General features: G+C 68.9%; 26 protein-coding genes. 21 read left to right on the plus strand and 5 right to left on the minus strand.

What is annotated here, in order from left to right; translation table 11 throughout:
* Positions 1–132: 132 nt before the first annotated feature.
* Complete coding sequence (gene arc / locus C8258_RS06115) at positions 133–1,893, plus strand: proteasome ATPase (RefSeq protein ID WP_036501801.1); 1,761 nt, start codon at positions 133–135, stop codon at positions 1,891–1,893.
* 63 nt (positions 1,894–1,956) lie between these two features.
* Here the strand turns inward: arc and C8258_RS06120 are convergent, their stop codons facing one another.
* On the minus strand, positions 1,957–2,688 hold the full coding sequence (locus C8258_RS06120) for a peptidylprolyl isomerase (RefSeq protein WP_369974709.1): 732 nt from the start codon (positions 2,686–2,688) through the stop codon (positions 1,957–1,959).
* A gap of 82 nt (positions 2,689–2,770) precedes the next feature.
* On the opposite strand from C8258_RS06120, the gene C8258_RS06125 reads away from it, so the two are divergent.
* Positions 2,771–3,490 (plus strand): TIGR00266 family protein, encoded by a 720-nt coding sequence (locus C8258_RS06125; protein ID WP_233224901.1) that lies wholly within the window; start codon positions 2,771–2,773, stop codon positions 3,488–3,490.
* Here C8258_RS06125 and C8258_RS06130 read toward each other — a convergent pair.
* Entirely contained in the window at positions 3,487–4,014 is a 528-nt protein-coding gene (locus C8258_RS06130) for an NUDIX domain-containing protein (protein ID WP_106954295.1), read from the minus strand. The genes C8258_RS06125 and C8258_RS06130 overlap by 4 nt on opposite strands.
* Positions 4,015–4,120: 106 nt before the next feature.
* On the opposite strand from C8258_RS06130, the gene C8258_RS06135 reads away from it, so the two are divergent.
* From C8258_RS06135 to C8258_RS06160, 6 genes are all read left to right on the plus strand, one after another.
* Positions 4,121–4,870 carry a LamB/YcsF family protein gene (locus tag C8258_RS06135; RefSeq protein ID WP_106954296.1) on the plus strand — a complete coding sequence of 250 codons (750 nt, stop codon included), beginning with the start codon at positions 4,121–4,123 and terminating at the stop codon, positions 4,868–4,870.
* Complete coding sequence (locus C8258_RS06140) at positions 4,867–5,499, plus strand: allophanate hydrolase subunit 1 (RefSeq protein WP_106954297.1); 633 nt, start codon at positions 4,867–4,869, stop codon at positions 5,497–5,499. The genes C8258_RS06135 and C8258_RS06140 overlap by 4 nt, the downstream gene beginning before the upstream one ends.
* 17 nt (positions 5,500–5,516) lie before the next feature.
* Positions 5,517–6,377 carry a biotin-dependent carboxyltransferase family protein gene (locus C8258_RS06145; RefSeq protein ID WP_106954298.1) on the plus strand — a complete coding sequence of 287 codons (861 nt, stop codon included), beginning with the start codon at positions 5,517–5,519 and terminating at the stop codon, positions 6,375–6,377.
* 129 nt (positions 6,378–6,506) lie between these two features.
* Positions 6,507–8,105 (plus strand): glycosyltransferase family 39 protein, encoded by a 1,599-nt coding sequence (locus C8258_RS06150; protein WP_233224902.1) that lies wholly within the window; start codon positions 6,507–6,509, stop codon positions 8,103–8,105.
* Between the two features lie 18 nt (positions 8,106–8,123).
* Positions 8,124–8,492, plus strand: a complete 369-nt coding sequence (locus C8258_RS06155) for an arsenate reductase family protein (RefSeq protein WP_106954299.1) — start codon at positions 8,124–8,126, stop codon at positions 8,490–8,492.
* 118 nt (positions 8,493–8,610) lie between these two features.
* The gene (locus C8258_RS06160; RefSeq protein WP_106954300.1) at positions 8,611–8,985 is read left to right on the plus strand and encodes a nuclear transport factor 2 family protein; all 375 of its coding nucleotides are present in this window, start codon (positions 8,611–8,613) and stop codon (positions 8,983–8,985) included.
* Between the two features lie 12 nt (positions 8,986–8,997).
* On the opposite strand, the gene C8258_RS33125 is transcribed toward C8258_RS06160, so the two are convergent.
* Complete coding sequence (locus tag C8258_RS33125) at positions 8,998–9,888, minus strand: DUF4873 domain-containing protein (protein WP_233224903.1); 891 nt, start codon at positions 9,886–9,888, stop codon at positions 8,998–9,000.
* The gene (locus tag C8258_RS06170) at positions 9,885–10,784 is read right to left on the minus strand and encodes a diiron oxygenase (protein WP_106954301.1); all 900 of its coding nucleotides are present in this window, start codon (positions 10,782–10,784) and stop codon (positions 9,885–9,887) included. Before C8258_RS06170 ends, C8258_RS33125 begins: the two co-directional genes overlap by 4 nt.
* A 99-nt stretch (positions 10,785–10,883) precedes the next feature.
* Here C8258_RS06170 and C8258_RS06175 point away from each other — a divergent pair, with 99 nt between their 5' ends.
* From C8258_RS06175 to C8258_RS06235, 13 genes are all read left to right on the plus strand, one after another.
* Complete coding sequence (locus C8258_RS06175; protein ID WP_233224904.1) at positions 10,884–11,639, plus strand: TetR/AcrR family transcriptional regulator; 756 nt, start codon at positions 10,884–10,886, stop codon at positions 11,637–11,639.
* An 82-nt stretch (positions 11,640–11,721) separates the two neighbouring features.
* A complete protein-coding gene (gene dop / locus C8258_RS06180) occupies positions 11,722–13,221 on the plus strand; it encodes a depupylase/deamidase Dop (protein ID WP_030518124.1) in 1,500 nt (499 codons plus the stop codon).
* Between the two features lie 182 nt (positions 13,222–13,403).
* Positions 13,404–13,598 (plus strand): ubiquitin-like protein Pup, encoded by a 195-nt coding sequence (locus C8258_RS06185; RefSeq protein WP_030518123.1) that lies wholly within the window; start codon positions 13,404–13,406, stop codon positions 13,596–13,598.
* A gap of 26 nt (positions 13,599–13,624) precedes the next feature.
* Positions 13,625–14,443, plus strand: a complete 819-nt coding sequence (prcB, locus tag C8258_RS06190; protein ID WP_106954302.1) for a proteasome subunit beta — start codon at positions 13,625–13,627, stop codon at positions 14,441–14,443.
* Entirely contained in the window at positions 14,440–15,219 is a 780-nt protein-coding gene (gene prcA / locus C8258_RS06195; protein WP_106954303.1) for a proteasome subunit alpha, read from the plus strand. The genes prcB and prcA overlap by 4 nt, the downstream gene beginning before the upstream one ends.
* Positions 15,220–15,432: 213 nt before the next feature.
* Entirely contained in the window at positions 15,433–16,791 is a 1,359-nt protein-coding gene (gene pafA / locus C8258_RS06200) for a Pup--protein ligase (protein ID WP_181320965.1), read from the plus strand.
* A gap of 120 nt (positions 16,792–16,911) precedes the next feature.
* Positions 16,912–17,907 carry a YafY family protein gene (locus C8258_RS06205; protein WP_106954304.1) on the plus strand — a complete coding sequence of 332 codons (996 nt, stop codon included), beginning with the start codon at positions 16,912–16,914 and terminating at the stop codon, positions 17,905–17,907.
* A gap of 40 nt (positions 17,908–17,947) precedes the next feature.
* Positions 17,948–18,952: a YafY family protein gene (locus C8258_RS06210; RefSeq protein ID WP_106954305.1), complete on the plus strand. Its 1,005-nt coding sequence runs from the start codon at positions 17,948–17,950 to the stop codon at positions 18,950–18,952.
* Positions 18,949–19,992, plus strand: a complete 1,044-nt coding sequence (locus tag C8258_RS06215; RefSeq protein ID WP_106954306.1) for a 2-dehydropantoate 2-reductase — start codon at positions 18,949–18,951, stop codon at positions 19,990–19,992. Before C8258_RS06210 ends, C8258_RS06215 begins: the two co-directional genes overlap by 4 nt.
* Before the next feature lie 99 nt (positions 19,993–20,091).
* Complete coding sequence (gene tatA / locus C8258_RS06220) at positions 20,092–20,382, plus strand: Sec-independent protein translocase subunit TatA (RefSeq protein WP_063065324.1); 291 nt, start codon at positions 20,092–20,094, stop codon at positions 20,380–20,382.
* Between the two features lie 111 nt (positions 20,383–20,493).
* Positions 20,494–21,483, plus strand: a complete 990-nt coding sequence (tatC, locus tag C8258_RS06225) for a twin-arginine translocase subunit TatC (RefSeq protein WP_106954307.1) — start codon at positions 20,494–20,496, stop codon at positions 21,481–21,483.
* Positions 21,480–24,176: a DEAD/DEAH box helicase gene (locus C8258_RS06230; RefSeq protein WP_369974712.1), complete on the plus strand. Its 2,697-nt coding sequence runs from the start codon at positions 21,480–21,482 to the stop codon at positions 24,174–24,176. Before tatC ends, C8258_RS06230 begins: the two co-directional genes overlap by 4 nt.
* A 104-nt stretch (positions 24,177–24,280) precedes the next feature.
* Entirely contained in the window at positions 24,281–25,018 is a 738-nt protein-coding gene (locus tag C8258_RS06235; protein WP_106954309.1) for a DUF4333 domain-containing protein, read from the plus strand.
* Between the two features lie 126 nt (positions 25,019–25,144).
* On the opposite strand, the gene C8258_RS06240 is transcribed toward C8258_RS06235, so the two are convergent.
* On the minus strand, positions 25,145–26,110 hold the full coding sequence (locus C8258_RS06240) for a 5'-3' exonuclease (protein WP_106954382.1): 966 nt from the start codon (positions 26,108–26,110) through the stop codon (positions 25,145–25,147).
* Positions 26,111–26,117 lie beyond the last annotated feature (7 nt).

Genomic DNA, 26,117 nt, shown 5'->3' on the forward strand with positions numbered 1-26,117 from the left:
TAGGGCAGGCTAACATGGTGGCCCGGGCCGGTAGACCGCAGCTGAGATGTGATCACGACGAAACCATGTCGGAAAGCGAGAACGGTTCGCGCCCGGTAGCGTTGATAGACCGGGACTGGGAGGAGCAGCATCATGAGCCCCATCGAGAATTCGGATTCGGCGGCCTGGAGAGAACTCGAGGTGGTACGCGCCGAGGCGGCTGCACTCCGTAGGCAACTCGCCGACTCGCCGGATCGTTCAAGGGAATTGGAAGCTCGTATCGATTCGCTGACGATTCGCAACACCAAACTGATGGACACCCTCAAGGAGGCTCGTCAGCAGTTGGTGGCGCTGCGTGAGGAGGTCGATCGGCTGGGCCAGCCGCCCAGCGGCTACGGCGTGCTGATCGGTGTGTACGAGGATCAGACTGTCGACGTGTTCACTTCCGGACGCAAGATGCGCCTGACGTGCTCGCCGAACATCGACACCTCGGAACTGCACTACGGACAGACCGTGCGCCTGAACGAGGCGCTCACGGTCGTCGAGGCCGGCACCTTCGACCGGACCGGTGAGATCGGCACCCTGCGCGAGGTCCTCGACGACGGCCGTCGCGCCCTGGTCGTGGGCCACGCCGACGAAGAACGCGTGGTCTGGCTGTCGGGCCCGCTGTCGGCGCTGGTCGACGCGGACGACGTCGAAGATCCCAACGCGCCCGTGCGGCGGTTGCGCCCGGGTGATTCGCTGCTCGTCGACACCAAGGCCGGATTCGCCTTCGAGCGCATCCCCAAGGCCGAGGTCGAGGATCTGGTGCTCGAAGAGGTGCCCGATGTCGGATACGAGGACATCGGTGGCCTGGGCCGCCAGATCGAGCAGATCCGCGACGCGGTGGAGCTGCCGTTCCTGCACAAGGATCTGTTCCGCGAGTACGCGCTGCGCCCGCCCAAGGGCGTGCTGCTCTACGGTCCGCCCGGCTGCGGTAAGACGCTGATCGCCAAGGCGGTCGCCAACTCGCTGGCGAAGAAGATCGCCGAGGCGCGCGGTGAGGACGCCAAGGAGGCCAAGTCCTTCTTCCTCAACATCAAGGGTCCCGAGCTGCTGAACAAGTTCGTGGGCGAGACCGAGCGCCACATCCGGATCATCTTCCAGCGGGCTCGTGAGAAGGCCTCCGAAGGCACCCCGGTGATCGTGTTCTTCGACGAGATGGACTCGATCTTCCGCACCCGTGGTTCGGGTGTGTCCTCGGATGTGGAGACCACGGTCGTGCCACAGCTGCTCTCGGAGATCGACGGTGTGGAGGGCCTGGAGAACGTCATCGTGATCGGTGCGTCCAACCGCGAGGACATGATCGACCCCGCGATCCTGCGGCCCGGCCGCCTGGACGTGAAGATCAAGATCGAGCGTCCGGATGCCGAAGCGGCACAGGACATCTTCTCCAAGTACCTCACCGAGCAGCTGCCGCTGCACGCCGACGATATCGCCGAGTTCGCCGGCGATCGCGCCAAGTGCGTCCAGGCGATGATCGAGCGGGTCGTGGACCGGATGTACGCCGAGAGCGAGGACAACCGCTTCCTCGAGGTCACCTACGCCAACGGTGACAAGGAGGTCCTGTACTTCAAGGACTTCAACTCCGGCGCCATGATCCAGAACATCGTGGACCGTTCCAAGAAGTACGCGATCAAGTCCGTGCTGGAAACCGGTAATCCCGGTCTGCGCATCCAGCACCTGTTCGATTCGATCGTCGACGAGTTCTCCGAGAACGAGGACCTGCCCAACACCACCAATCCTGATGACTGGGCACGTATTTCGGGTAAGAAGGGCGAACGGATCGTCTACATCCGGACGCTGGTTACCGGTAAGAACGCTTCGGCGAGCCGCGCGATCGATACCGAATCCAATACGGGTCAGTACCTCTAGGAGTACCGCACACACACGAAGGCCGCGCCCGCATCGCGAGCGCGGCCTTCGCCGTATCCGGTGTCAGCGCCGGGCAGTGGCCACCGAGTCGAGCACAATATCGGTGGCCGGTGCGCCGTCGCCGGATCCGTCCTTCACGCCGCCCGCGGCGATGTTCTGCAACACGTCCATACCGCCGGTGATCCGGCCGAACGGGGTGTAGTTGGGCGGCAGTTTGCTGTCGGAGTAGACCAGGAAGAACTGGCTTCCGTTGGTGTTGGGGCCGGAGTTGGCCATGGCGACCGTTCCCGCCGGGTAGGTCGCACCGGCCAGGTTCTCGTCGCCGAACCGGTAGCCGGGACCGCCGGTGCCGGTGCCGGTCGGGTCACCGCACTGCAGCACGAAGATGCCGTCGGTGGTCAGGCGGTGGCAGCGGGTGTGGTCGAAGTACTGCTCGCCGGCGAGGAAGGCGAACGAGTTGACCGTATGCGTCGCACGCGCGGAGTCGAGGGCCACGGTGATGGTTCCGCAGTTGGTTTCCAGCGTCGCGGTGTAACCGGCGTTGGGGTCGATGGTCACCGCGGGTTCGGCCGGCCACTGCTTGCCGTTGGGCTGAGCGTCGCCGGGGGTCATGCAGCCGGGAGCCTGGGTGTGCAGTGGCAGCGGGGCGGCCACCGCAGTCGTGCCGCCGGCCAGTAGCGCGATCGCCGCACCCGCCGCCGCCAGGCCGCTGCGCACCGGCAATCTGCGCGATCTGCGGTTGCGTCGGGCGGAGTGGTCGAGATCGGACTGCGAGTGTGGGAAATCGATATGCACCGGGGCGGGCCTCCGACTTTCGTCTCGTGATTCGGTTCGGTCGCCCGGCATCATCGCATGCCCGCCCGCCGGGTGCGGGTGAATGGGACATCCCGCCCTCGGCGCTGCTAACGTCGCGGCCATGCAGGTGGTGTTGCGGCATAATCCGTCGTCCACGGTGGCGCGGTGTTTTCTCGCCGGTGGGGAGCCGTTGCGTGCGGAAACCGGTGCGATGGTGGCCCATTCGGCCGGTGTGAGCCTGGCAGCGAAGGCCGAGGGCGGATTCCTGGCGGGGCTGAAGCGTTCCGTGCTGGCCGGTGAGTCGTTCTTCGTGTCCACGTTCACCGCGCCACCGCAGGGCGGCTGGGTCGATGTCGCACCGGCGTTACCCGGTGACATGCTGGCGCTCCCGATCGCGCCGGACCGCCCGTACTTCATCAGCCGCGGCGGCTGGATCGCCAATTCCCATGGCGTGCAGGTGGAAGCGAAGTGGGGCGGGTTCGCCAACATGTTCGGCGGCGAGGGCGGATTCGGCCTGCGCGCACAGGGGCAGGGCGAGGTCGTGGTCGGCGTCTTCGGCGCCATCGACGTGATCGATCTGCAGCCGGGTGAGTCGGTGACCATCGACTGCGGCCACGTGGTGGCCTACGATCTCGCACTGAAATTCGGTATCCGCCGGGCGGTTTCGGGTCGTTCGCTGCAATCGATCACGTCGGGCGAGGGGCTGGTGTTCGACTTCACCGGCCCAGGCCGGGTGCTGCTGCAGACCCGCAACCCGGGCGCGTTCGCGGCCTGGGCCGGCGCGGTCACCTCGTCCGGTTAGGGTCGATTCCGCGGGTGCAGCAGGTCGCCGATCAGGACTCGGGTGTCGGGAACGAACGGCCAGCCGGGATCGCTCAGGTGCTCCCATAGCTGGGTGTCGGTCCACCACCAGCCCGCGGCGATCTCCTCGGCCTGAACAGTGATCGGCCCGTCGGAGCGGATCTCGTAGGCGAACAGGTGACACCGCATCGGGCGGCCCGCCCAGCTGCCGTCCCAGGACACCCGGGCCAGTGGCCGCGGGTCCGCCGGGGTCGCAACGATTCCCAGCTCCTCACCCAGCTCGCGCGCCGCCGCGGCGGCGGGATCCTCCCCGGGTGCCAGCACGCCGCCGGCCAGGCAGTCGTGCATTCCGGCGAACACCATCTTCGTATCGGTACGCCGATGGACGTAGATGCGCCGCCCGTCGAGCGATCGCACCAGCACGCCGGCACTGGCATGCCACAATCCTTCGGCATACACCTCGGCGCGTTCGGCACTGCCGGTCTCGTTGCCGTGGCCGTCGTAGACGGCGATGACCTCACCCATTCCCGCCACCCTAGGCGGTGGGCGGGGAAGAATGCGCCCACGGTGGCGTATCGGCGGCGAGCGCGGACGATGGTGGTAGGACAACGGCGAGGCGAGGTGATGCTCCGTGGTGATCGATCTGAACAGCGATCTCGGGGAGGGGTACGGTCCATACACGATGGGTGACGACGAGGCGCTTCTCGACGTCGTGACCAGTGCCAATATCGCCTGCGGCTTCCATGGCGGGGATCCGGTGATCATGCGGCGCACGTGTGATCTGGCGGTCGCGCACGGGGTGCGGATCGGCGCGCACATCTCCTATCGTGACCTCGCCGGATTCGGCCGCCGTGAGATGGCGGTGTCCCCGGCCGAGTTGACCGCCGAGTCGATCTATCAGATCGGCGCGCTCGACGGCTTCGCCCGGGCGGCCGGCGATCGGGTGCGCTATGTGAAACCCCATGGTGCGCTGTATCACTCGGCGGCGTCCGATCCCGCCGCGGCCGAGGCGGTGGTGGCGGCGCTGCTCACCTTCGGCGAGTTGAGCCTGCTCGGGCCCGCCGACTCGGAGCTTGCTCGCGCCGCGGAGGCTGCCGGAATCTCGTTCCACGCGGAGGGTTTCGCCGACCGCGCCTACACTCCCGAGGGCAGGCTGGTGCCGCGCGGGCGAGCCGGTGCGGTGCTGGCCGCGGAGGCGGCGCTGGGGCAGGCGGTGTCGATCGCCGTGGACGGACACGCCCGCACGGTGGCCGGCGACCCCGTGCGCGTCGAGGTGCGCAGCCTCTGCGTCCACGGCGATTCGCCCGATGCCGTCCGGATGGCGCGTTCGATCCGGCAGTCGCTGCTGGACAAGGGCGTCGAACTGCGGAGCTTCACATGAGCCCGGTGACCGTGCGGCCCGCGGGCGACCGCGCGCTGCTCCTCGAACCGGCCGACGCCGCCCAGCTGCCATTGCTGCTCGACCACCTGCGGCGCGCGCCGATCGACGGGGTGGCCGACCTGCTGCCCGCCGCTCGGACCGTCCTGCTCACGCTGTGTCCCGGCATCGATCCGGCGGCGATCGAATCACGCGTGCGCGCACTGGATCTCGCACCGGGCGCCGATTCCGACAACGTGGCCGAGGCGGAGACGGTGACCGTTCCGGTGTGCTACGACGGACCCGACCTCGCCGATGCCGCCGAACAGCTGGGTGTCACGCCCGGGGAACTGGTCGAGCGGCATACCGGTGCGCGGTGGCGGTGCGCCTTCGTCGGTTTCGCCCCCGGATTCGGCTATCTGCACGCACCCGACGCCGGACTGTCGGTGCCGCGGCGCCCGCAGGCCCGAACGGCGGTCCCGGCGGGTTCGGTCGCCCTGGCGGGGGGATACAGCGCCGTCTATCCACGCAGCTCGCCGGGCGGCTGGCAGATCATCGGCCGCACCGACCTGGTGCTGTGGGATGTGGCGCGGCCGGAACCGGCGCTGTTGCGCGCGGGTACCCGGGTCCGATTCGTGGCGGTGGATCGGTGAGAGCCCCGGCAACGCGGATGCGGGTGCTCGAGCCCGGGGCGCTGAGCACCGTGCAGGATCTCGGGCGGCCGGGCTGGTTCCACGCCGGGGTCGGGGTCTCGGGGGCCGTGGACCGCCGGGCGCTGCGGCTGGCCAACCGCCTGGTGGGCAATGCCGAATCGGCGGCGGCGATCGAATGCGTGCTGGGCGGGCTGAGCGTGGAATTCGACGCCCCGGCAATCGTGAGCGTCACGGGCGCGCCGGTACCGATCAGCGTCGGCGTCCGGGCGGAACCCCCGGCTTCGGTGCTGTTCGTCGCGGCCGGACAGCGGGTGCGGATCGGCACGGCCGAGGCGGGGCTGCGCTGCTATCTGGCGGTGCGCGGCGGGATCGCGGTGGAGCCGGTCCTCGGCTCGCGCAGCCGCGACACCATGGCCGGCTTGGGCCCGGAGCCGTTGCGCCAGGGAGACACCCTGCCGGTCGGTGCCCCGCCACGCGGCTGGCCGACCGTCGAGATGGCGCCTGTCGCGCCGCTCACTCAGGGGACGCTGCGGGTGCGGGCCGGGCTCGGACCGCGCGCGGACTGGTTCCACAATCCCGCCGATCTGTTCACCGGCGCCTGGGCGGTCTCCACCGACACCGACCGGATCGGTGTGCGCCTGGACCGCCACGGGGACGCCCCACCGCTGCGCCGGGTCGACGATGTCGAATTACCCACTGAGGGAATGGCTTTGGGGGCGATTCAGGTGCCTCCCGCGGGGCGCCCGGTGGTTCTGCTGGCCGACCGGCCGATCACCGGGGGCTATCCCGTGGTGGGCACGGTGATCGACGACGATGTGGATCTGCTCGGTCAGGCCCGGCCCGGCCAGTTGATCGAATTCCGTTCCTGGCAGCCCTGATCCGCCGCGAGGAGGGGTCGGTATACCTCTCGAGGCGGACAGCGGATCGGTCTGCGGGGCGACTCCCCCGCGGCCGGAAACCGATACGTTCGCAGACGTTCCCCCGAAATCCGCTCCAGGAGTGTGCCGGTGACCGATCTGTACGAGTCCGACACAGGAGCGCGAAGCGCGGCCGAATCGACCGGAGCGCGCGGTGCGACCGAATCTGCTGAAGGGCGGGGTGCGACCGAATCGGCCGCGCTTGCACCGGTCGCGTGGCCGGTGGTCGCGCCGATCGCCGCCCTCGGCGGCGCGGCGCTGCTGTTCGCGGCCTCGAAGTACGGGTATTTCGGTGACGAACTCTACTTCCTCGCCGCCGGCCGCCGGTTGAGCTGGGGTTACGCCGATCAGGGCCCGATGCTGCCGCTGCTGGCCCGGATCATGGACACGCTCGTCCCAGGCTCCTATCCGGCGTTGCGCATTCCCGCGGTGCTGATCACGGTCGCGGCGATCGTGCTGTGCGCCATGATCACTCGCGAATTCGGCGGCGGCCGCGCCGCGCAGGCACTGGCCGCGCTGGCCTACGCGTGCTCGCCGTTCCTGCTGTTGCAGGGCTCGATGCTGACCACCAATGCCGTCGATACCGCGCTGTGGGTGCTGATCACCTGGCTGGTGGTGCGGTGGGTGCGGACCCGCCGCGACGCCCTGCTGCTGGTCGCCGGCCTCGTGACGGCGGTGGATCTGCAGGTCAAATGGCTGATTCCCTTCTTCTGGATCGCGCTGGCCGTGAGCTGTGCGGTCTTCGGTCCGCGCGAGTTGCTGCGCCGTCCGCTGCTGTGGGCCGGTGCGGGACTCACCGTGTTGTCGGCGGTGCCGCAGGTGATCTGGCAACTGCGCCACGGCTGGCCGCAACTGGCGATGGGCGGCGAGATCGCGTCCGAACAGGCGATCATCGGCGGTCGCCTGCTGTTCGTACCGATCTCGCTGATCCTGGTGGGCATTCTCGGCGTGCCGGTCCTGCTGGGCGGGCTGTGGGCGTTGCTGCGCTGGAAACCGTTGCGGCCGTATCGATTTCTGGGCGCCACCCTGATCGTGGTCGACATCGTCTTCCTGATCACCGGCGGGCGGGTGTATTACCCGGCCGGGATGTATGGGGTGGTGCTGGCGGCCGGCGCCGTCGCGCTGGTGCACTGGATGCGGAAGCGGGCGGCGGTCGGTCGCTGGATCGCGGGTGTCGCGACTCTGGTGGTGGCGGTTGCGGCGGTGGCCACCATCGTGACGTCGCTGCCGTGGCGTCCGGCCGCGGCGATCGAGCCACCCCGAGACGATGTCTCGGCGGCGATAGCGATCGGCACCTACGGGCAATTCGGCTGGCCGGAACTCACCGCGGCGGTGACGACGGCCTATCGCGGGCTGCCCGCCGCGCGCCGCGACCGCGCCGTCATCGTCACCGACACCTACTGGCAGGCCGCCGCCCTCGACCACCTCGGCCGCGCGGACCTGCCGGCCATCTACAGCCCCAGTCGTGGCTTCGGGTACTTCGGCGCCCCGCCCGACAGCACCGAGACCGCCCTGATCGTCGGCGGTGACGAGGCGGACCTGAGCGGCCGGTGCACCTCGCTCACCCCGGTCGGCAGGGTCGACACGCGGCTCGGCTACGTCGGCAACACCCGCGATGTCACCATCTACGACTGCACCGGCCCGAAGCAGCCGTGGTCGCGGATGTGGCCGGAATGGATGCACCTGTAGCGCGCTAGTGTTTTCGCTATGACATCCGGACAGACCCAGATCTGGCACAATCCCCGCTGCTCCAAGAGCCGCGCGGCCAAAACCGCGCTGGACGAGGCCGGGGTGGACTACATCGAGCGGCAGTATCTCGACGACCCGCCGACCGCCGATGATCTTCGCGAGGTCCTGGCCCAGCTCGGGCTGGAGCCCTGGGACATCACCCGTACCGGTGAACCGGAGGCGAAGGAGCTCGGTATGGCGGGGTGGTCGCGTACGGAGGCCGACCGCGAGCAGTGGATCGAGACACTGGCGAGCAATCCGAAGCTGATCCAGCGTCCGATCGTGGTCACCCCCGACGGCCGGGCCGTCGTCGCGCGCGACGAGCAATCGCTGAAGTCGGTGCTGTAGACCCCCAGCCGGTGCGCGGCCGGAGTACGAGTCCGGCTGCGCGGCAACCACTTCGGTGTGCCGCGGCATTACCCGACGGGTAATCGACCCGGCGCCCGCTCTGCGACATGCTCGTCCTATGAGCGAAAACGAAACCACCAGCACCTACGACGCCGTCGCCCAGCGCTACATCGACGCCTGGAACGAAGCCGACGCCCCGGCGCGGCGCAAACTTCTCGACGAGCTGTACCGGCCCGACGCCACCTACACCGATCCGCTCGCGGCCGTCGCCGGAGTCGCCGCGATCGACGAGATGATCGCCGGCGTCCGGGAACAGTTCGCCGGTATGCGATTCGGCCTCGGGCCGGTCGACGGACACCACGACCAGCTGCGGTTCACCTGGACGCTGGGGACTCCCGGCGCCGAGCCGCTGATCGTCGGCTTCGACGTGGTCGTTCTCGACGGTGATCGCATCGCCCGCGTGCACGGATTCCTGGACAAGATTCCGGGCTGACCGTCCGGTGTCTCAGTGAATACCGTTGTCCGCCAGGGGAAATGGCGGCCGCCCGATTCCGGCGATCCGCAGATTTCCCCACGGGTCGCGTTCCTGCAGCCGGCCCGCGGCGGGCTCGCCGCCCGTTATCCGCAGCGACACCACACCGCGCCCGGGGTCGGGCAGCAGCTCCGCCTCCGCCGCGGTGAGACGGCCGTACCAGTGGTAGTGACCGTCGATCGGGTCCGGATGTCCGTTCAGAGCGACCGTCACCGCGAGTTCGGCGCCCGGGGCGTCGAGTACCGCGGGACCGGCGTACTCGTAGGCGGCCGCCCGATCGGCGGCGACGGTCGTGTCGAAGTGACGGTGATCCGGTCGCGGCAGCCGCCGGCCGAGACGGGGGTTCGCAGCCCAGCGGCGTGCCGATTCGTGCTGCACGGCACGTCGCAGCTGGATCCGGGTACCGCCGGTTCGGCACATCGCCGCGACGCAGCGCGCGGCGTATTCGGCGCGGGCTTGCACCGGATAGTGCGGCCAGTGCGCGCCGGCGGGGGAGTGCGTCCAGAACAGGTTGGGCATCTCGTGCATCGCCGTGCCGAGATGGGCCACCCGGCCGTCGCTCAGCAGCGTGTGCAGGTCGGCGCCGACTCCGGTGATGCGGTGAGTGTCGAGGTCGGCATCTGCCAGGATCACCACCGGCGCCGTGGTCGTGCCGTCGTCCGAGCGCAGCCGCCAGCGGTCGTGTGCGCCGTCGAATTCCATGGTGTGCACCGCGGTCGGTGGCCGATCGACCGCGAGCGCGGTCGAGCCCAGGACGGTGATGTCGCGAATTCCGTTGCGCCGCAGCGTCGCCGCGACGACCGGCGCCGACGGCCGGGCCGCGACGACGGCCACGCCGCCCGGGCTGTGCCGGTCCGGCCTCATGCGAGCAACCCCCGCCGCCGCCAGAGTCGCTTGCCGATCCGGCCGAGCAGCCCATTCTCGTCCAGGAACGCGCCCAGGTCGGCGCCGCCGGCCGCGAGCATGTGGTGCGCGTGCGGGTTGGCCAGTGCCGCGCGCATGGCCGCGCGCCCGTCCAATCCGGCCCGAATGTACATGTGCCGGTTGGTGATCAGCCGCACGAACAGCGGAGCGGCCACCGCGACACACATCCGCACATAGGCGCGTTCGGCGCGCGACATCGCCGGAACCCGACGGGTGAGGGCGTCACGGGCGAAGCCGATGTGGCGCGCCTCCTCGGTGACGTGGACGCGGAACGTGCGCGCCACCACCGGCTGCAACTGCGGATCGTCGATCGTGCGGCGTTGCAACGCGTCGAAGATCTCCTCACCCACCAGCGCTCCCACCCACACCATCGGGCCGTGCAGGAGCAGTTGCAACGACGAGATCGCCAGCCGGGCAGGAGCTTTGGGCCAGTAGGGCCGCGCGTCGATGCGGTCGATCAGCTTGCCGAACATGGTCATGTGGCGGCATTCGTCGCCCATTTCGGTCAGTGTGTAGTGCGAGCGGTGCGAGGTGGGATCGCCGTTCATCAACTCCCGCAACAACAATCGGTTGAGGATGTTCTCGAACCAGATCCCCACCGACAGGATGTTCGCGAGTTCCTGCCGCGACAGCTCGCGCCGCTGCTCGGGTGACATCGCGTCCCACAGGTCGGTGCCGTAGAGGGAGACCACCTCCGGCGGCAGGAAGAACTTGTCCGGATCCAGCGGGGCGTCCCAGTCCAGATCGACCACCGGGTCGTAGGACTTGCGGACCGAACCGAGCAGCAGGCGCTGCGCGAAGGGATCCCGCGGGAGCAGGGTGGCGTCGTTGCCCATTGCTGCGCTCCAAATGAATCGAATTACCGAGACAGGCTGTAACACCAAGGTTAGTGAGACGGGGTGTATCGGTCAATACCGCATGAGTATCGTTGACATGTGAGTGAAACCGGTGGACAACGGCCCCCGCGGCATGCGGAACGGTCCGCGGCGGCCGGTGTGGACGGTCGCAGTACCCGCTGGAACGGGCACAAACAGCGGCGGCGTGCCGAGGTGATCGAGGCCGCGGTCGCGGTGATCGAGGAGAACGGCGCCGAGGTGTCGGTCCAGCAGATCGCCGACCGGCTGGGCCTGCCGCGTCCGGTGGTGTACCGCCATTTCGACGGGCGGACCGATCTGGACGAGCAGATTCGCGGCCGCATCCTGGAATCGTTGCTGACCCAACTACTTCCGACGCTGCGGGCGGACGGAACGGTCAAGGACGCGGTGCGCGGGGCGGTCGGCACCTACGTCGGCTGGGTGGACTCGCATCCTCAGCTGCACCGGTTCCTGGCGGCGAGTGCCCCGCAAGGGGATTCGTCGCTTGCGCTGGCCGGGGCACGCGACCGCATCGGCGCCCGGCTCGCGGATCTGTTCGCCACCGCCGCCGCGCGCGTCGGGATCGATCCCGTGCGGGCCCGGCCGATGGCCTTCGGGATCGTCGGCTTCGTCGACGGGGTGGTCAACAGCTGGCGCGCCGACACCGCCTCGGCGCTGGGGTCGGAGCAGATCGAGGCGATCGTGACCGAATCGGTGCTCGGGCTGCTGGAGAGCAATGCACGCAGTCTGGGGGTTCCGCTGGACCGGGACGCCACCGTCGCCGACCTGGTGGCACGGTCCGAGGCGGCGGCCCCGGATCCGCTGGCGGTCAACTGAATTCGCGATACCGCGCGGCGCGGTGACGACCCACCGCACCCGGGCGGCCCCGGGGATCGCGCGCGTCGCCTAGGCTCGACCCATGCAGCGCATCATCGGAATCGAGGTCGAGTACGGCATCTCGACACCGACGGAACCCTCGGCGAACCCGATTCTCACGTCCACCCAGGCGGTGCTGGCCTACGCGGCGGCCGAGGGCGTACCCCGGGCCAAGCGCACCCGCTGGGACTACGAGGTGGAGTCGCCGCTGCGCGATGCCCGCGGCTTCGACCTGGGCCGGCTCAACGGGCCGGCGCCGGTGATCGACGCCGACGAGGTCGGCGCGGCGAACATGATCCTCACCAACGGCGCTCGCCTCTACGTCGACCACGCCCACCCCGAATATTCGGCGCCCGAGGTCGTGGACCCCCTGGACGCGGTGATCTGGGACAAGGCCGGTGAGCGGGTCATGGAGGCCGCCGCCCGCTATGCCTCGAGCGTGCCGGGTGCGCCGCGCATGCAGCTCTACAAGAACAACGTCGACGGCAAGGGCGCCTCCTACGGCACCCACGAGAACTATCTGATGAACCGCGATACGCCGTTCAACCAGATCATCGTCGGCCTGACGCCGTTCTTCGTCTCCCGCCAGGTGGTCACCGGATCGGGCCGGGTCGGCATCGGGCAGTCCGGCGATCACGCCGGATTCCAGCTGTCGCAGCGCTCGGACTACATCGAGGTCGAGGTGGGCCTCGAGACCACCCTCAAACGCGGCATCATCAACACCCGCGACGAACCGCACGCCGACGCCGACAAGTACCGGCGGCTGCACGTGATCATCGGTGACGCGAACCTGGCGGAATGGTCGACCTACCTCAAGGTCGGCACCACCGCGCTGGTGCTGGATCTGATCGAGGCCGGCGAGGACCTGTCGGATCTGCAGCTGGCGCGTCCGGTCACCGCCGTGCACACCATCAGCCACGATCCCAGCCTGCGCGCCACCGTCGCGCTGGTCGACGGCCGCGAACTGACCGGCCTTGCGCTGCAACGGATCTACCTCGACCGGGTGGAGAAGTTCCACGACCGCGAGGGTACCGACGACGCCCGCGTCACCGACGTGCTGGAGAAGTGGGCGCATGTGCTCGACCTGCTCGAACGCGACCCGATGGACTGCGCGCACCTGCTCGACTGGCCGGCCAAACTGCGCCTGCTCGAGGGTATGCGCAGCCGCGAGGGCCTGGGCTGGGCGGCGCCGAAACTGCATCTGATGGATCTGCAGTACTCCGACGTGCGCCTGGACAAGGGCCTCTACAACCGCTTGGTGGCCCGCGGTTCGATGGAGCGGCTGGTCTCCGAACAGCAGGTCACCGACGCGATGACCAACCCGCCGACCGACACCCGTGCCTACTTCCGGGGCGAGTGCCTGCGCCGCTTCGGCGCCGATATCGCGGCGGCGAGCTGGGATTCGGTGATCTTCGACCTGGGCGGCGACTCGCTGGTCCGCATTCCCACCCTGGAGCCGCGCCGCGGGACGAAATCCCACGTCGGCAAGTTGCTCGAGGGCGCGGGTACGGCCGCCGAACTGGTCAAGCAGCTCACCTCCTGATCGGGCGGCCGGGCCGCCGGCGGCGTGCTCGTGCCCGGGTGGCACGGCGTGCTGTGACGTTGCGGCGGGGGCACATTGCGATGTAATCCGGCATGTTGTCACCGTCGCTGGGTAGTGTTGAGGGACGAGCATCGGAGGTTTCCGATGCTCGCCGATGATCAGTACAGAGGAGGTCGGCTGCTATGGCACAAGAGCAGACCAAGCGCGCCGGTGGTGGCGACGAGGACGACGACGCGGCCGGTGTCGAGGCCGCGGGACAGGAGCGCCGCGAAAAGCTGGCCGAGGAGACCGACGACCTGCTCGACGAGATCGATGACGTGCTCGAGGAGAACGCGGAGGACTTCGTGCGTGCCTACGTCCAGAAAGGCGGCCAGTGACATCAGGTGACCCCTTGCGGCTCCACATGGGGTACGCCCTCTCGTCATTCTCCGAATATCTGCGGGAAAACGCACCGGAACTGTTGCCGGGCAATGGTTTCGGGCGCGCTGCCGGCGGTAACGGCTCGGCCGGGGACCTGGCGCCGCACGGCACCACGATCGTCGCGGTGACCTACCGCGGCGGTGTGCTGATCGCCGGCGACCGCCGGGCCACCCAGGGCAACCTGCTGGCCAGCCGCGATATGGAGAAGGTGTACATCACCGATACCTTCTCCGCGGCCGGTATCGCCGGCACCGCGGGCGTGGCGGTCGAGATGATCCGCTTGTTCGCGGTGGAGCTGGAGTACTACGAGAAGATCGAGGGCGTGCCGCTGACCTTCGACGGTAAGGCCAACAAGCTGTCGAAGATGGTCCGCGATAATTTGCCCGCGGCACTGCAGGGCCTGGCGGTGGTGCCGATCCTGGTCGGTTACGACCTCGAGGCCACCGATCCGCAGCGGGCCGGTCGCATCGTGTCCTACGACGTGGTCGGCGGCCGCAGCGAAGAGCGCTTCGGCTACACCGCCACCGGCTCGGGCTCGATGTTCGCCAAGTCGTCGTTGAAGAAGACCTACAGCCGCGATATGAACGAGGACCGCGCCCTGCGCATCGCCGTCGAATCGCTGCTGGACGCCTCCGACGACGACACCGCCACCGGCGGCCCGGATCTGCAGCGCGGCATCTTCCCGACGGCGATCGTCATCAATGCCGAAGGGGCGCTGGAGGTTTCGGACGATCGGCTCGAGCAGATCGCGCGCTCGATCGTCGACGAGCGGGTGGCCGAAGAAGGGAGTGCGCGTCCATGACACTGCCGTACTACGCGTCGGCCGAACAGATCATGCGCGACAAGACCGAACTTGCGCGCAAAGGCATCGCCCGGGGACGCAGTGTCGTGGTGCTGGTGTACGACAAGGGTGTGCTGTTCGTCGCCGAGAATCCCTCGGCGACGCTGCACAAGGTGAGTGAACTCTACGACCGCATCGGATTCGCCGCGGTCGGCAAGTACAACGAGTTCGAAAGTCTGCGTCGGGGTGGGATCCTGCAGGCCGACCTGCGTGGATACCAGTACGACCGGCGTGATGTGACCGGGCGGGCGCTGGCGAACATGTACGCCTCCACCCTCGGCACGATCTTCACCGACCAGCTCAAGCCCTACGAGGTCGAGATCTGCATCGGTGAGGTCGGCTATCCGGAGCAGGAGTCGAATTCGGTCCTGTACCGGATCAACTTCGACGGCTCCATCGTCGACGAGCGCGACTTCGTGGTGATGGGCGGCAATACCGACCCGATCAGTACCGCGCTCAAGGACACCTTCCAGCCGGGCCTGGAATTGCGGGCCGCGATCCGCACCGCCGTGGACGCCCTGCAGAAGGGGTCGCCGGACAACAGCGACAAGGACAAGCGCGGCATCGCGGTGTCCTCGCTGGAGGTGGCGACGCTGGAGCAGGCCCGTCCGCGCCGGGCTTTCCGCCGCATTCCGCACGCCTCGCTGGAGACGCTGCTCTCCGCCGACGGCGTGGCGAGTGCGGAGGAGAACGCCGAGCCGGAGACTCCTTCCGCCGGAGATCCCTCCAACCCGTAACCGCTGGTAGCGGGCTCGAGTCAGCCGCCCGGCCCCATCCTGAGATCGTGAGGATGGGGCCGGGCGGCTGTCGTCTGCGGGGAGCGCCCGCACCACGAACCCGGTGCTGCCGGCGGCGTTGCGGCCGGTAGAGCCCATATTGTTGTGAACCCGTATGCAACCGCTTGCTCGCACAGCCACTTTCGCCGTTCGCTTTGCCGTAATGTCGATGGTGTGCAGCGACGAATTATGGGGATCGAGACCGAGTTCGGGGTGACGTGCACGTTCCACGGTCACCGTCGGTTGAGTCCTGACGAGGTGGCCCGGTATCTGTTCCGCCGGGTGGTGTCCTGGGGCCGTAGTTCGAACGTATTTCTCCGCAACGGAGCGCGGCTCTATCTCGATGTCGGTTCCCATCCGGAGTATGCGACGGCCGAATGTGACTCGCTGGTGCAGCTGGTCACCCACGATCGCGCGGGTGAGCGGGTGCTCGAGGAGTTGCTGATCGATGCCGAGCAGCGCTTGGCCGAGGAGGGGATCGGCGGTGACATCTATCTGTTCAAGAACAACACCGATTCGGCGGGTAACTCCTACGGCTGCCACGAGAACTTCCTCGTGGTGCGGGCCGGCGAGTTCTCCCGGATCTCGGACGTGCTGTTGCCGTTCCTGGTGACCAGGCAGCTGATCTGCGGTGCCGGAAAGATCCTGCAGACGCCGAAGGCGGCCACGTTCTGCCTGTCGCAGCGGGCCGAGCACATCTGGGAAGGGGTGTCGTCGGCGACCACGCGGTCGCGGCCGATCATCAATACGCGCGACGAGCCGCATGCCGACGCGGAGAAGTACCGCCGCCTGCATGTGATCGTCGGCGACTCGAATATGGCCGAACCCACCACCATGCTGAAGGTGGGCACCGCGGCGCTGGTGCTGGAGATGATCGAGGCCGGGGTGTCGTTCCGCGATTTCGCGCTCGACAACCCGATCCGCGCGATTCGCGAGGTCAGCCACGACCTGACCGGCCGGCGACCGGTGCGGCTGGCGGGCGGCCGGCAGGCCAGCGCACTCGACATCCAGCGCGAGTACTACGCCCGCGCGGTCGAGCATCTGCGCAACCGCGAGCGCGATCCGCAGGTGGACGCCGTGGTGGATCTGTGGGGTCGCACGCTGGATGCGGTCGAGGCGCAGGACTTCGCCAAGGTCGACACCGAAATCGACTGGGTGATCAAGCGCAAGCTGTTCCAGCGCTATCAGGACCGGTACTCGATGGAGTTGTCGGATCCGAAGATCGCCCAGCTGGATCTGGCCTATCACGACATCAAGCGTGGTCGCGGAGTGTTCGATCTGCTGCAGCGCAAGGGTCTGGTCAAGCGGATCACCGAGGACGAGGCGGTCGATGCCGCGGTGACGACGCCGCCGCAGACCACGCGGGCCAAACTGCGCGGTGATTTCATCACCGCCGCGCAGGAGGCGGGCCGCGATTTCACCGTCGACTGGGTGCACTTGAAGCTGAACGATCAGGCGCAGCGCACGGTTCTGTGCAAGGACCCGTTCCGGTCCGTGGACGAGCGCGTGGATCGGTTGATCGCCTCGATGTGAGGGCCGACGGCCCCGCGGCGGTTCGCGGGGCCGGCCGATCCGGCTGCCGGCAGCGATATCCCGGCGCGGATCGGTGCGGTGGTGCACCGTCGTTCCGGGAGTCCGATTACTCTGTGTCGGGTGGCGATTTCCAAGGTCGAGCGGCTGATGAATCTGGTGATCGCGCTGCTGTCGACCCGGCAGTTCCTGACCGCGGAGCGCATTCGCGACAGCGTTGCCGGCTACGAGGAGTCGGCCAGCGACGAGGCGTTCAGCCGGATGTTCGAGCGCGACAAGAACGAACTCCGGGATCTGGGGATCCCGCTCGAGGTCGGCCCGGTGGGCCGGTTCTCCGGGCAGGAGGGCTATCGCATCAATCGCGATGCCTACGAACTGCCCGATATCGATCTGACCAGCGCGGAAGCGGCGGCGGTCGCGGTGGCGGTGCAGTTGTGGGAGTCACCGGAGCTGGCCAGCGCCGCGGAGAGCGCGGTGCTCAAGTTGCGGGCCGCCGGAGTGCACGTCGACGCGGATGCCGCCTCGGCGTCGGTACCCGCGGTTCCGGCGCGCACCCGGGGCTCGGAGGCCGCGCTGGGCAAACTGCTGGCGGCCATCGACGCGGGGCGGGCGGTGCGATTCGAACATCGCGTCACCCACAACGCGCCCTACAGCACGCGCGATGTGGAGCCCTGGGGTGTGGTGACCCGGCACGGACGGTGGTACCTGGTGGGCCACGACCGCGACCGGGACGCCGTGCGGACCTTCCGGCTGTCGCGGATCGGGGCCGAGGTCGAGGTGTACGGACCCGAGAACGTGGTGCACAAACCGGCGGATGTGGATCTGCGTCAGATCGTGGCGCGGGTGACGGGTGCGGCACCGGTGACCGGATCGGCGACGGTGTGGGTGGCGCAGGAGCGCGGGCAGGAGATCCGCCGGCTGGGCGTGGTGATCGGCGAGGAGACGATCGCCGGTCGTCCGGGTTCGGTGGTGGAGGTGCCGGTGCGGTCGCGGGACTGGCTGGCACGGCTGATCACCGGACTCGGCCCGGATGCGCTGGTGCTGGCCCCGGAGGATCTGCGGGCCGATGTGATCGCGCGGCTGCGGTCGGTACTGGAACGGACGGAGGTGTCGGCATGAGACGCGCGAGCGCCGCAACGGCCCGGGCGGGGGTGCGGCGATGAGCAGCAGATTGTCGACGCGGCTGTCCCGGTTGCTGAATATGGTTCCGTACTTCCTCGCGAATCCGGGGATCAGTGCGCCCGAGGCGGCCGCGGAACTCGGCGTCAGCACCAAACAGCTGATGAGCGACCTCAATCAGCTCTGGATGTGCGGGCTGCCCGGTTACGGTCCGGGCGATCTGATCGACCTGTCGTTCTCCGAGGAGAGCATCGAGGTCACCTTCTCCGCCGGTATCGACCGTCCGCTGCGGCTGACCTCGATCGAGGCGACGGCACTGCTGGTGGCCCTGCGCTCGATAGCCGATCTGCCGGGCATGGTCGATCCGACCGCCGCCCGGTCGGCGACCGCCAAGATCGAATCCGCCATCTCCGGCGAGGCCGCGCATCGCAGCGAACCCGACACCGCGGAGCCGGTCGAGGCGCCGGCGGTGACCACGGTGCGTTCCGCACTGGCCGACGGACGAGCGCTGCGGCTGGTGTACTACTCGGCGAGCCGGGATGTGGTGTCCGAGCGCGTCGTCGATCCGATCCGAATCGTGCTGGTGGACAACAACTCCTATCTGCAGGCGTGGTGCCGGCAGGCCGAGGGGGTGCGGCTGTTCCGGTTCGACCGGATCGAGGAGGCCACCGAACTCGAGGAGCCGGCGAACCCGCCCAGCCACGCCACCGAGGAGTCCGCGGGGCTGGACCTGTTCTCCGACGATCCCGCGGTCGCCTTGGCGCGCTTGCGCATTCGTGGTGACTACGGATGGGTGCTGGATCAGTATCCGATGCATCCGGTAGTGGTCCACCCGGACGGCAGCGTCGAGGCGACGATGCGGTTCGCCACGCTGGGCTGGATCGCGCGACTGCTGCTCGGCTTCGGTTCCGGTGTCACCGTGCTGGGCCCGCCTGAACTGGTGAGCGCGGTGCGGGAACGGTCGGCCGCGGCGCTGGCCGCCTACGACGAGGTCGGCGACCTCGGTTACGACCGGAACATGGTCGAGGAGGTCGGGCCCGCGTGACGTTCCGGGTGACGGTGCTGGGCGCCGGAAGTATCGGTCTGTTCGTCGGTGGCAAACTGGCCGCCGCCGGTGCCGAGGTCAGTTTCGTCGGACGCCCGCGGCTGCTGGACGAGATCGGCACGCACGGGCTGCGGCTGACCGATCTGGACGGCGGCGACGATCGCGTCGCGGCGAGCGGTTTCCGCACCGAGATCGAACCGGACAGCGCCGCCACCGCCGATCTGGTGCTGGTCACCGTGAAGTCGGCGCAGACCGCCCAGGCCGCGGCGCAACTGCGCAATCGGGTGCGCGCGGACACCGTGGTGGTCAGCCTGCAGAACGGTGTCGGCAACGATGCGGCGATCCGGGAGGTGCTGCCCACGGCGGTGGTCTCGGCCGGCATGGTGATGTTCAACGTCGTCCACAGCGGCCCCGGCCATTTCCATCGCGGCACCGACGGCACCGTGGCGGTGGCCGACGATCCCGCGCTGTCCCGATTCGCGCCGCTGTTCGAACGGGCCGGGCTGGCCCTGGACCGACATCAGGATCTGCGCCCGGTGCAGTGGGCCAAACTGCTGCTCAATCTCAACAACGCGATCAACGCGCTGTCGGGCCGGCCGCTGCGCGAGGAACTGGCCACCCGTGACTACCGGCGCTGCCTGGCGCTGGCGCAGGACGAGGCGCTCGCGGCGATGCGGCGCGCCCGGATCCGCCCCGCGCGGCTGACCGTGCTGCCGCCGCGCGTGATGGCCCGCCTGCTGACGGTTCCCGATGCCGTCTTCGAGCGGGTGGCCGGACGGGTGCTCGCGGTGGACCCGATGGCGCGCTCGTCGATGGCCGACGATCTGGCCCTGGGCCGGCGCACCGAAATCGATTGGCTCTGTGGGGAAATCGTCGAGCTGGGCCGGATGGTGGCGGTGCCCACCCCGGTGAACGCACGGCTGGTCGACCTGATCCGGGCCGCGGAGAACGGCGACGAACGCCGCTGGACCGGCCCCGACCTGCTCGCGGAGCTGCGCGGAGCGGTCGCCCGCGAGGCGACGCGGCCGGTGTCGAGCTGACCTACGGCACCGTCTCGCCGATCCGCGGGTGACGACGCGCGTCGTCGCCGGATCGGGGTCCGGTAGCATCGGACATACCACAGTCTTGGGAGGTTTTCGATGGGTTCATTGAGCCCGACGCACTGGCTCATCATTGCGTTGGTGATCCTGCTGCTGTTCGGCGCCAAGCGGCTGCCCGACGCCGCCCGGGGTCTCGGACGTTCCCTGCGCATCTTCAAGAGCGAGATGAGCGAGATGCAGTCCGAGGGCTCGGCGAACGCGGGTTCTGCGAATACGGGATCGGCGAACGCGTCCGGCACCGCGCAGCAGTCGGCGCCCGCGGCCGAGCTGCCGCCTGCTCAGCCGGTGAATCCGGCGCCGCAGGCCGACAAGGACCGTCACACGGCCTGATCCGGCCCGTCTCGAGGCCGTCACCCCGGTAACGCCCGCGGGGTGGCGGTGCGATGGCGGTTGGGCGTTTCATCCGGATCCGGCCAGGTGATCAGCGAGGCAGTCACATCCATGCGCATTCCGTTCGACCCCCGCCGTAGCCGGCGCAGGACGAATCCCGACGGCACCATGTCGTTGGTCGAACATCTGCACGAGTTGCGTTCGCGACTGTTGAAGTCGTTGCTGGCGGTGGCGCTGACCACGGTGCTCGGATTCCTCTGGTACTCGCATTCGTTCCTGGGCATCGAGAGCCTGGGCGATCTGCTGCGCGGGCCCTACTGTTCGCTGCCGCCGGAACATCGGGCGCAACTGACCACCGACGGCGCCTGCCGGCTGCTGGCCACCGCCCCGTTCGAACAGTTCATGCTGCGGTTCAAGGTCGCCTTCACCGCGGGTGTCGTGATGGCGTGCCCGATCTGGCTGTATCAGCTGTGGGCGTTCGTGACGCCCGGCCTCTACGCCAAGGAGCGCAAGTACGCGGTCAGCTTCGTCGCCTCCGGTGTGGTGCTGTTCGTCACCGGCGCGGTGCTGGCGTACTGGGTGGTGGCGCATGCGCTGAGCTTCCTGATGGGGATCGGCAGCAATGTGCAGATCACCGCGCTCAGCGGTAGTCAGTACTTCGGGTTCATCATCAAGCTGCTGATCATCTTCGGGGTGAGCTTCGAGACACCGCTGCTGATCATCGGGCTGAACATGGTCGGCGTGCTGACCTACGAGCGGCTCAAGAAGTGGCGTCGCGGCATGATCTTCGGGCTGTTCGTCTTCGCCGCGATCGTCACTCCGCAGGATCCCTTCTCGATGCTGGCGCTGGCCGCCGCGCTCACCGTGTTGTTCGAGGTGGCCGTGCAGATCGCCCGGCTCAACGACCGGCGCCGCGCTCGCCGGGGCGACAACTGGGGTGCGCTGTCCGACGACGAGGCCTCCCCGCTGGGCGGACCGGACGATCTGGACGGGGTGAGCCCGGTGGAGCCCGCCCAGCCGGTGACGGCGAGCGGACCGGTCTCGGCCGAGCCCGCGCCGAAAACTCCGCGCCCGGTGTCGGACTACTCCGATACCCTCTGAGCGTGGGACAACCGTCGCTGACTGGCGAACTCGCGGCATTCGCCGCCGACCTGAAATTCTCCCTGGACCCGTTCCAACAGCAGGCCTGCGCGGCGCTGGAGAACGGGCACAGCGTGCTGGTGTGCGCGCCGACCGGCGCCGGTAAGACCGTCGTCGGGGAATTCGCCGTGCATCTGGCCCGCGCGGCCGGGGGGAAGTGCTTCTACACCACCCCCATCAAGGCGCTGTCGAATCAGAAGTACTCCGATCTGGTGGACCGCTACGGCCGCGACGCGGTCGGACTGCTGACCGGCGACCAGTCGATCAATCCGGACGCCCGGGTCGTGGTCATGACCACCGAAGTGCTGCGCAACATGCTCTACGCGGGCTCGGACGCGCTGCACGGGCTGTCGTTCGTCGTCATGGACGAGGTGCACTATCTGGCCGACCGGTTCCGCGGTGCGGTGTGGGAAGAGGTCATCCTGCATCTGCCGCCGGAGGTGCGCCTGGTGAGCCTGTCGGCGACGGTCAGCAATGCCGAGGAGTTCGGTGCGTGGATGGAGACCGTGCGCGGCGATACCGCGGTCATCGTCGACGAGACGCGGCCGGTGCCGTTGTGGCAGCACGTCATGGTCGGGCGACGGCTGTTCGATCTGTTCGACACCAAGTCCAGCGATCAGAAGATCCTCGTCGACGAGGATCTGGTTCGCTACATCAAACATCGCGAGGCCGCCGATCGGATGAACGGCTGGTCCGGGCCGCGCCACCGCGGTGGCCCGCGTCGCGACTTCCGTCCGCTGCCGCGCCCGGAGATGCTCGCCCGCCTCGACGACGAAGGGCTGCTGCCGGCGATCACCTTCATCTTCAGCCGGGCCGGCTGCGACGGCGCCCTCGCCCAGTGCCTGCGTTCGCGTCTGGATCTGAGCCGTCCCGACGACGCGGCGGAGATCGAGGCGGTGATCGAGCGCCACACCGGTGATCTGCCGCGCGCCGATCTCGATGTGCTCGGCTACTGGGAATGGCGTGAGGCGCTCTTCCGCGGCCTGGCCGCCCATCACGCCGGCATGCTGCCCGCGTTCCGGCACACCGTGGAGGAATTGTTCGTCCGCGGGCTGGTGCGGGCCGTATTCGCCACGGAGACACTGGCTCTCGGCATCAATATGCCGGCGCGCACGGTGGTGCTGGAACGGCTGGTGAAGTTCAACGGCGAAACCCATGCCGAGCTGACTCCGGGCGAGTACACGCAGTTGACCGGGCGCGCCGGACGCCGCGGTATCGACATCGAGGGCCACGCGGTGGTGATGTGGCATCCCGACGTCGACACCAGCGCCGTCGCGGGCCTGGCCTCGACCCGCACCTACCCGTTGCGCAGCTCGTTCCGGCCCGGCTACAACATGTCGATCAACCTGATCGATCGGATGGGCGCCGCGCAGTCGCGGGAGCTGCTGGAGCGCTCGTTCGCGCAGTTCCAGGCCGACCGGTCGGTGGTGGGCCTGGTCCGCGGTATCGAGCGCAACGAGGCGCAGGTGCGGAAACTGCGCTCGCAGATCGGTGACGACGGATTCCTCGAATATCTGTCGCTGCGCGAGCGGATCAAACAGCGCGAACGCGAACTGGAACGGCAGGGGCGAGCCGACCGGCGCGGCGCGTCGGTCGAGTCGCTGACCTCGCTGCGCCGCGGTGACGTGGTGGCCATCCCGACCGGGCGTCGCCAGGGTCTCGCGGTGATCCTGGAACCGGACGCGAGTCCGGGCGATCCCCGGCCGCTGGTGCTGACGGCCGACACCTGGGCCGGTCGCGTCTCGGCCGCCGATTTCCCGACCCCCGCTCAGCCGCTGGGCCGGATGCGGCTGCCGCGCCACGTCGACCACCGCACCGCGCGGGCGCGCCGCGATCTGGCATCGGCGTTGCGCAGCACCGGAATCGCGGTCCCCGGACGAGGCCGGCGCGGTGGTCGTGCGCGCGCGGCCGACGACCGGGAACTGGCGACGCTGCGGCGTGCGCTGCGCGCCCATCCCGCCCACTCCCGGCCCGACCGGGAGCAGCTGGCCCGGGTGGGGGAGCGCTACAACCGGCTCGAGCGCGAGACCGAGTCGATGCGCCAGAAGGTCGCTGCGACAACGAATTCGCTGGCGCGCACCTTCGATCGGATCGTCGCGCTGCTGAGTGAGCGCGGCTATGTCGACGGCGGGGAGGTCACCGCCGACGGCCGGCGGCTCGCCCGGATCTACACCGAGGCGGATCTCGTTGTGGCCGAATGCCTTCGGCAGGGCCTGTGGCGCGGGCTCGGTGCCGCCGAGCTCGCGGGCGTGGTGTCGGTGCTGGTCTTCGAATCGCGGCAGGAGGGCGGCTACCTCGGCCCGGCCGGGCCGACCGAACCGGTGCGGCGCGCGGTCGGCGCCACCATCGGCGTGTGGAGCCAGCTGCGCACCGACGAGGCACGGCACAAGCTGCCGCCGACCCGGGAACCGGATCTGGGCTTCGTCACCGGCATCTACAAATGGGCCCGCGGCGACGGATTGGCCGAATCGTTGCTGGCCAGTGGTGATCAGGGCAGTGCGTTGTCCGCGGGTGACTTCGTACGCTGGTGCCGGCAGGTGATCGATCTGCTCGACCAGATCCACCAGACCGCCGACGACACCGAAATCGCCGCCACCGCCGCCAAGTCGGTGCGTGCCATCCGGCGTGGCGTTGTGGCGGTGGACGCCGCGTAGCGTGTCCGGCTGTGATTGGATGACTACCGGTACCGACCGTGGTGAGGGCCTGATCACCTCACGCGGGGGGATGTGAGACGACGAGTGCGAGTGGAGGCAGGCACATGAGCGGCCCGTACGGACCGAACGAGACCCCTGGCCCAGGGGAGGGCCACAGCAGCGATCCGACCCAGCAGTGGTCGGGCCAGCCGCAGCCCGGCCAGTCCGGACCGGCGCCGCAGTGGGGTGGCCAGCAGCCGCAGCAGCCCCAGTGGGGACAGCCCGCACCGTCGCAGCAGCAGTGGCAGCCGCAACAGCAGCAGCCGCAGCAGCCGCAGTGGGGTGGTCAGAGTCAGCCGTCCTGGCCGCAGCAACCGCCGGCGCAGGCGCAGCCGTGGGAGCCGACCCAGCAGCAGTGGGGTCAGCCGCCGCAGCCGTCGCAGCAGCAGTGGGCGCAGCAGCAGCCCACTCAGCAGGGTTGGGCGCCGCAGCCCGACCAGTCGCAGCAGCAGTGGGGGATGCAGGAACCGCAGCTGAGCACCACGCCCGCCAAGAAGTCGAAGAAGGGCCTGCTCTTCGGCGGTATCGGCGTGCTGGTCGTGGTGGTCGTCGCCGTGGTCCTCGCCTTCGTCTTCCTGGGCAGCGACAAACTGGACAACAAGGCCGTGCAAGACGGTGTGCAGAAGGTCCTCAAGGATTCCTACGGCATCGACGACGTCCAGAGCGTCAGTTGCCCCTCGGGTCAGAAGGTCGAGGTCGGTGGCACCTTCGACTGCACCCTGAAGGTCGGTGGCGAGCAGAAGAAGGTCACCGTCAAGATCACCAAGGACGACGGGACCTACGAGGTCGGCCGCCCGAACTGAGTGCGGTGCGCGTGATACAGACCGACGGCCGTGCGAATGCCATCGTGTTCGACGGCCGCCGGGTCCTCACAGTCACGGGAGCGTTCGAGAGCCGATACTTTTCGCGACGGTGACGAACACCGGGCGTCAGGCGTTCGCCGCGAGGGCCGCGGTCAGTCGCTTGACGGGGCTTTCGGCGTTGTAGGCGGTGGCGAGCGCCTGCAGCCCGTCCGGGTCGGCCGGTTCGGCGGGGAGTAGGTCAGGGCCGGACAGTTCGACTTCCGCATCGCGGACGACCCGCACCACGGGCGCTGCCGCCTTCAGATAGTCCTCGGCCGCAACCAGTTTCGCGCGCACGCCGCGCGCCAGATCGGAGGCGGGGTCGGCGACGGCGGCCACGAGCGCTTCGAGCGAGCCGTACCGTGAGATCAGCGTGGCGGCGGACTTGTCACCGATCCCGGCGACGCCGGGCAGGCCGTCGGACGCATCGCCCCGCAGCGTCGCCATATCGGCGTAGGCCGGGCCCGCATTCTCTTGCGGCACACCGTATTTGGCTGCCACCTCGGCTGGGCCCCAGAGTTCGGCCTTGGCCAGCCCGCGGCCCACATAGAAGACGTGGACCGGGGGAGCGTCGGCGCGCACCACCTGCAGCAGATCGCGATCACCGCTGACCACGATCACCTCGTTGTCGCGTTCGCGGGCGGCGAGGGTGCCGATCACATCGTCGGCCTCCAGCCCGGCTGCACCTGCAGTCGCGATCCCGGCCGTCGCGAGCACCTCGGCGATCATGTCGACCTGCGGGGTGAGGGTGTCGGGCACCTCCTCGGCGCCGGGCTGGGCGTCGGCGGTGGTGTCGAGCCGGTGGGCCTTGTAGGAGGGCACCAGCTCGACGCGGAAAGCCGGACGCCAGTCGAGATCCAGGCACACCACCAGGCGGCCCGGATTGTGGCGGGTGATCAGTGCGGCGACCATATCGGTGAAACCGCGCAGTGCGTTCACCGGGCGGCCGTCGGGCGCGGTGATCTTCTCCGGGATGGCATAGAACGCCCGGAACCACAGGCTCGCGCCGTCGAGCAGCAACAGTGGCCGGTCACTCGCACTGGAGGTGAGCATGGCGCAG

This window comes from Nocardia sp. MDA0666 (assembly GCF_003023875.1).
GTDB classification, from domain to species: domain Bacteria; phylum Actinomycetota; class Actinomycetes; order Mycobacteriales; family Mycobacteriaceae; genus Nocardia; species Nocardia aobensis.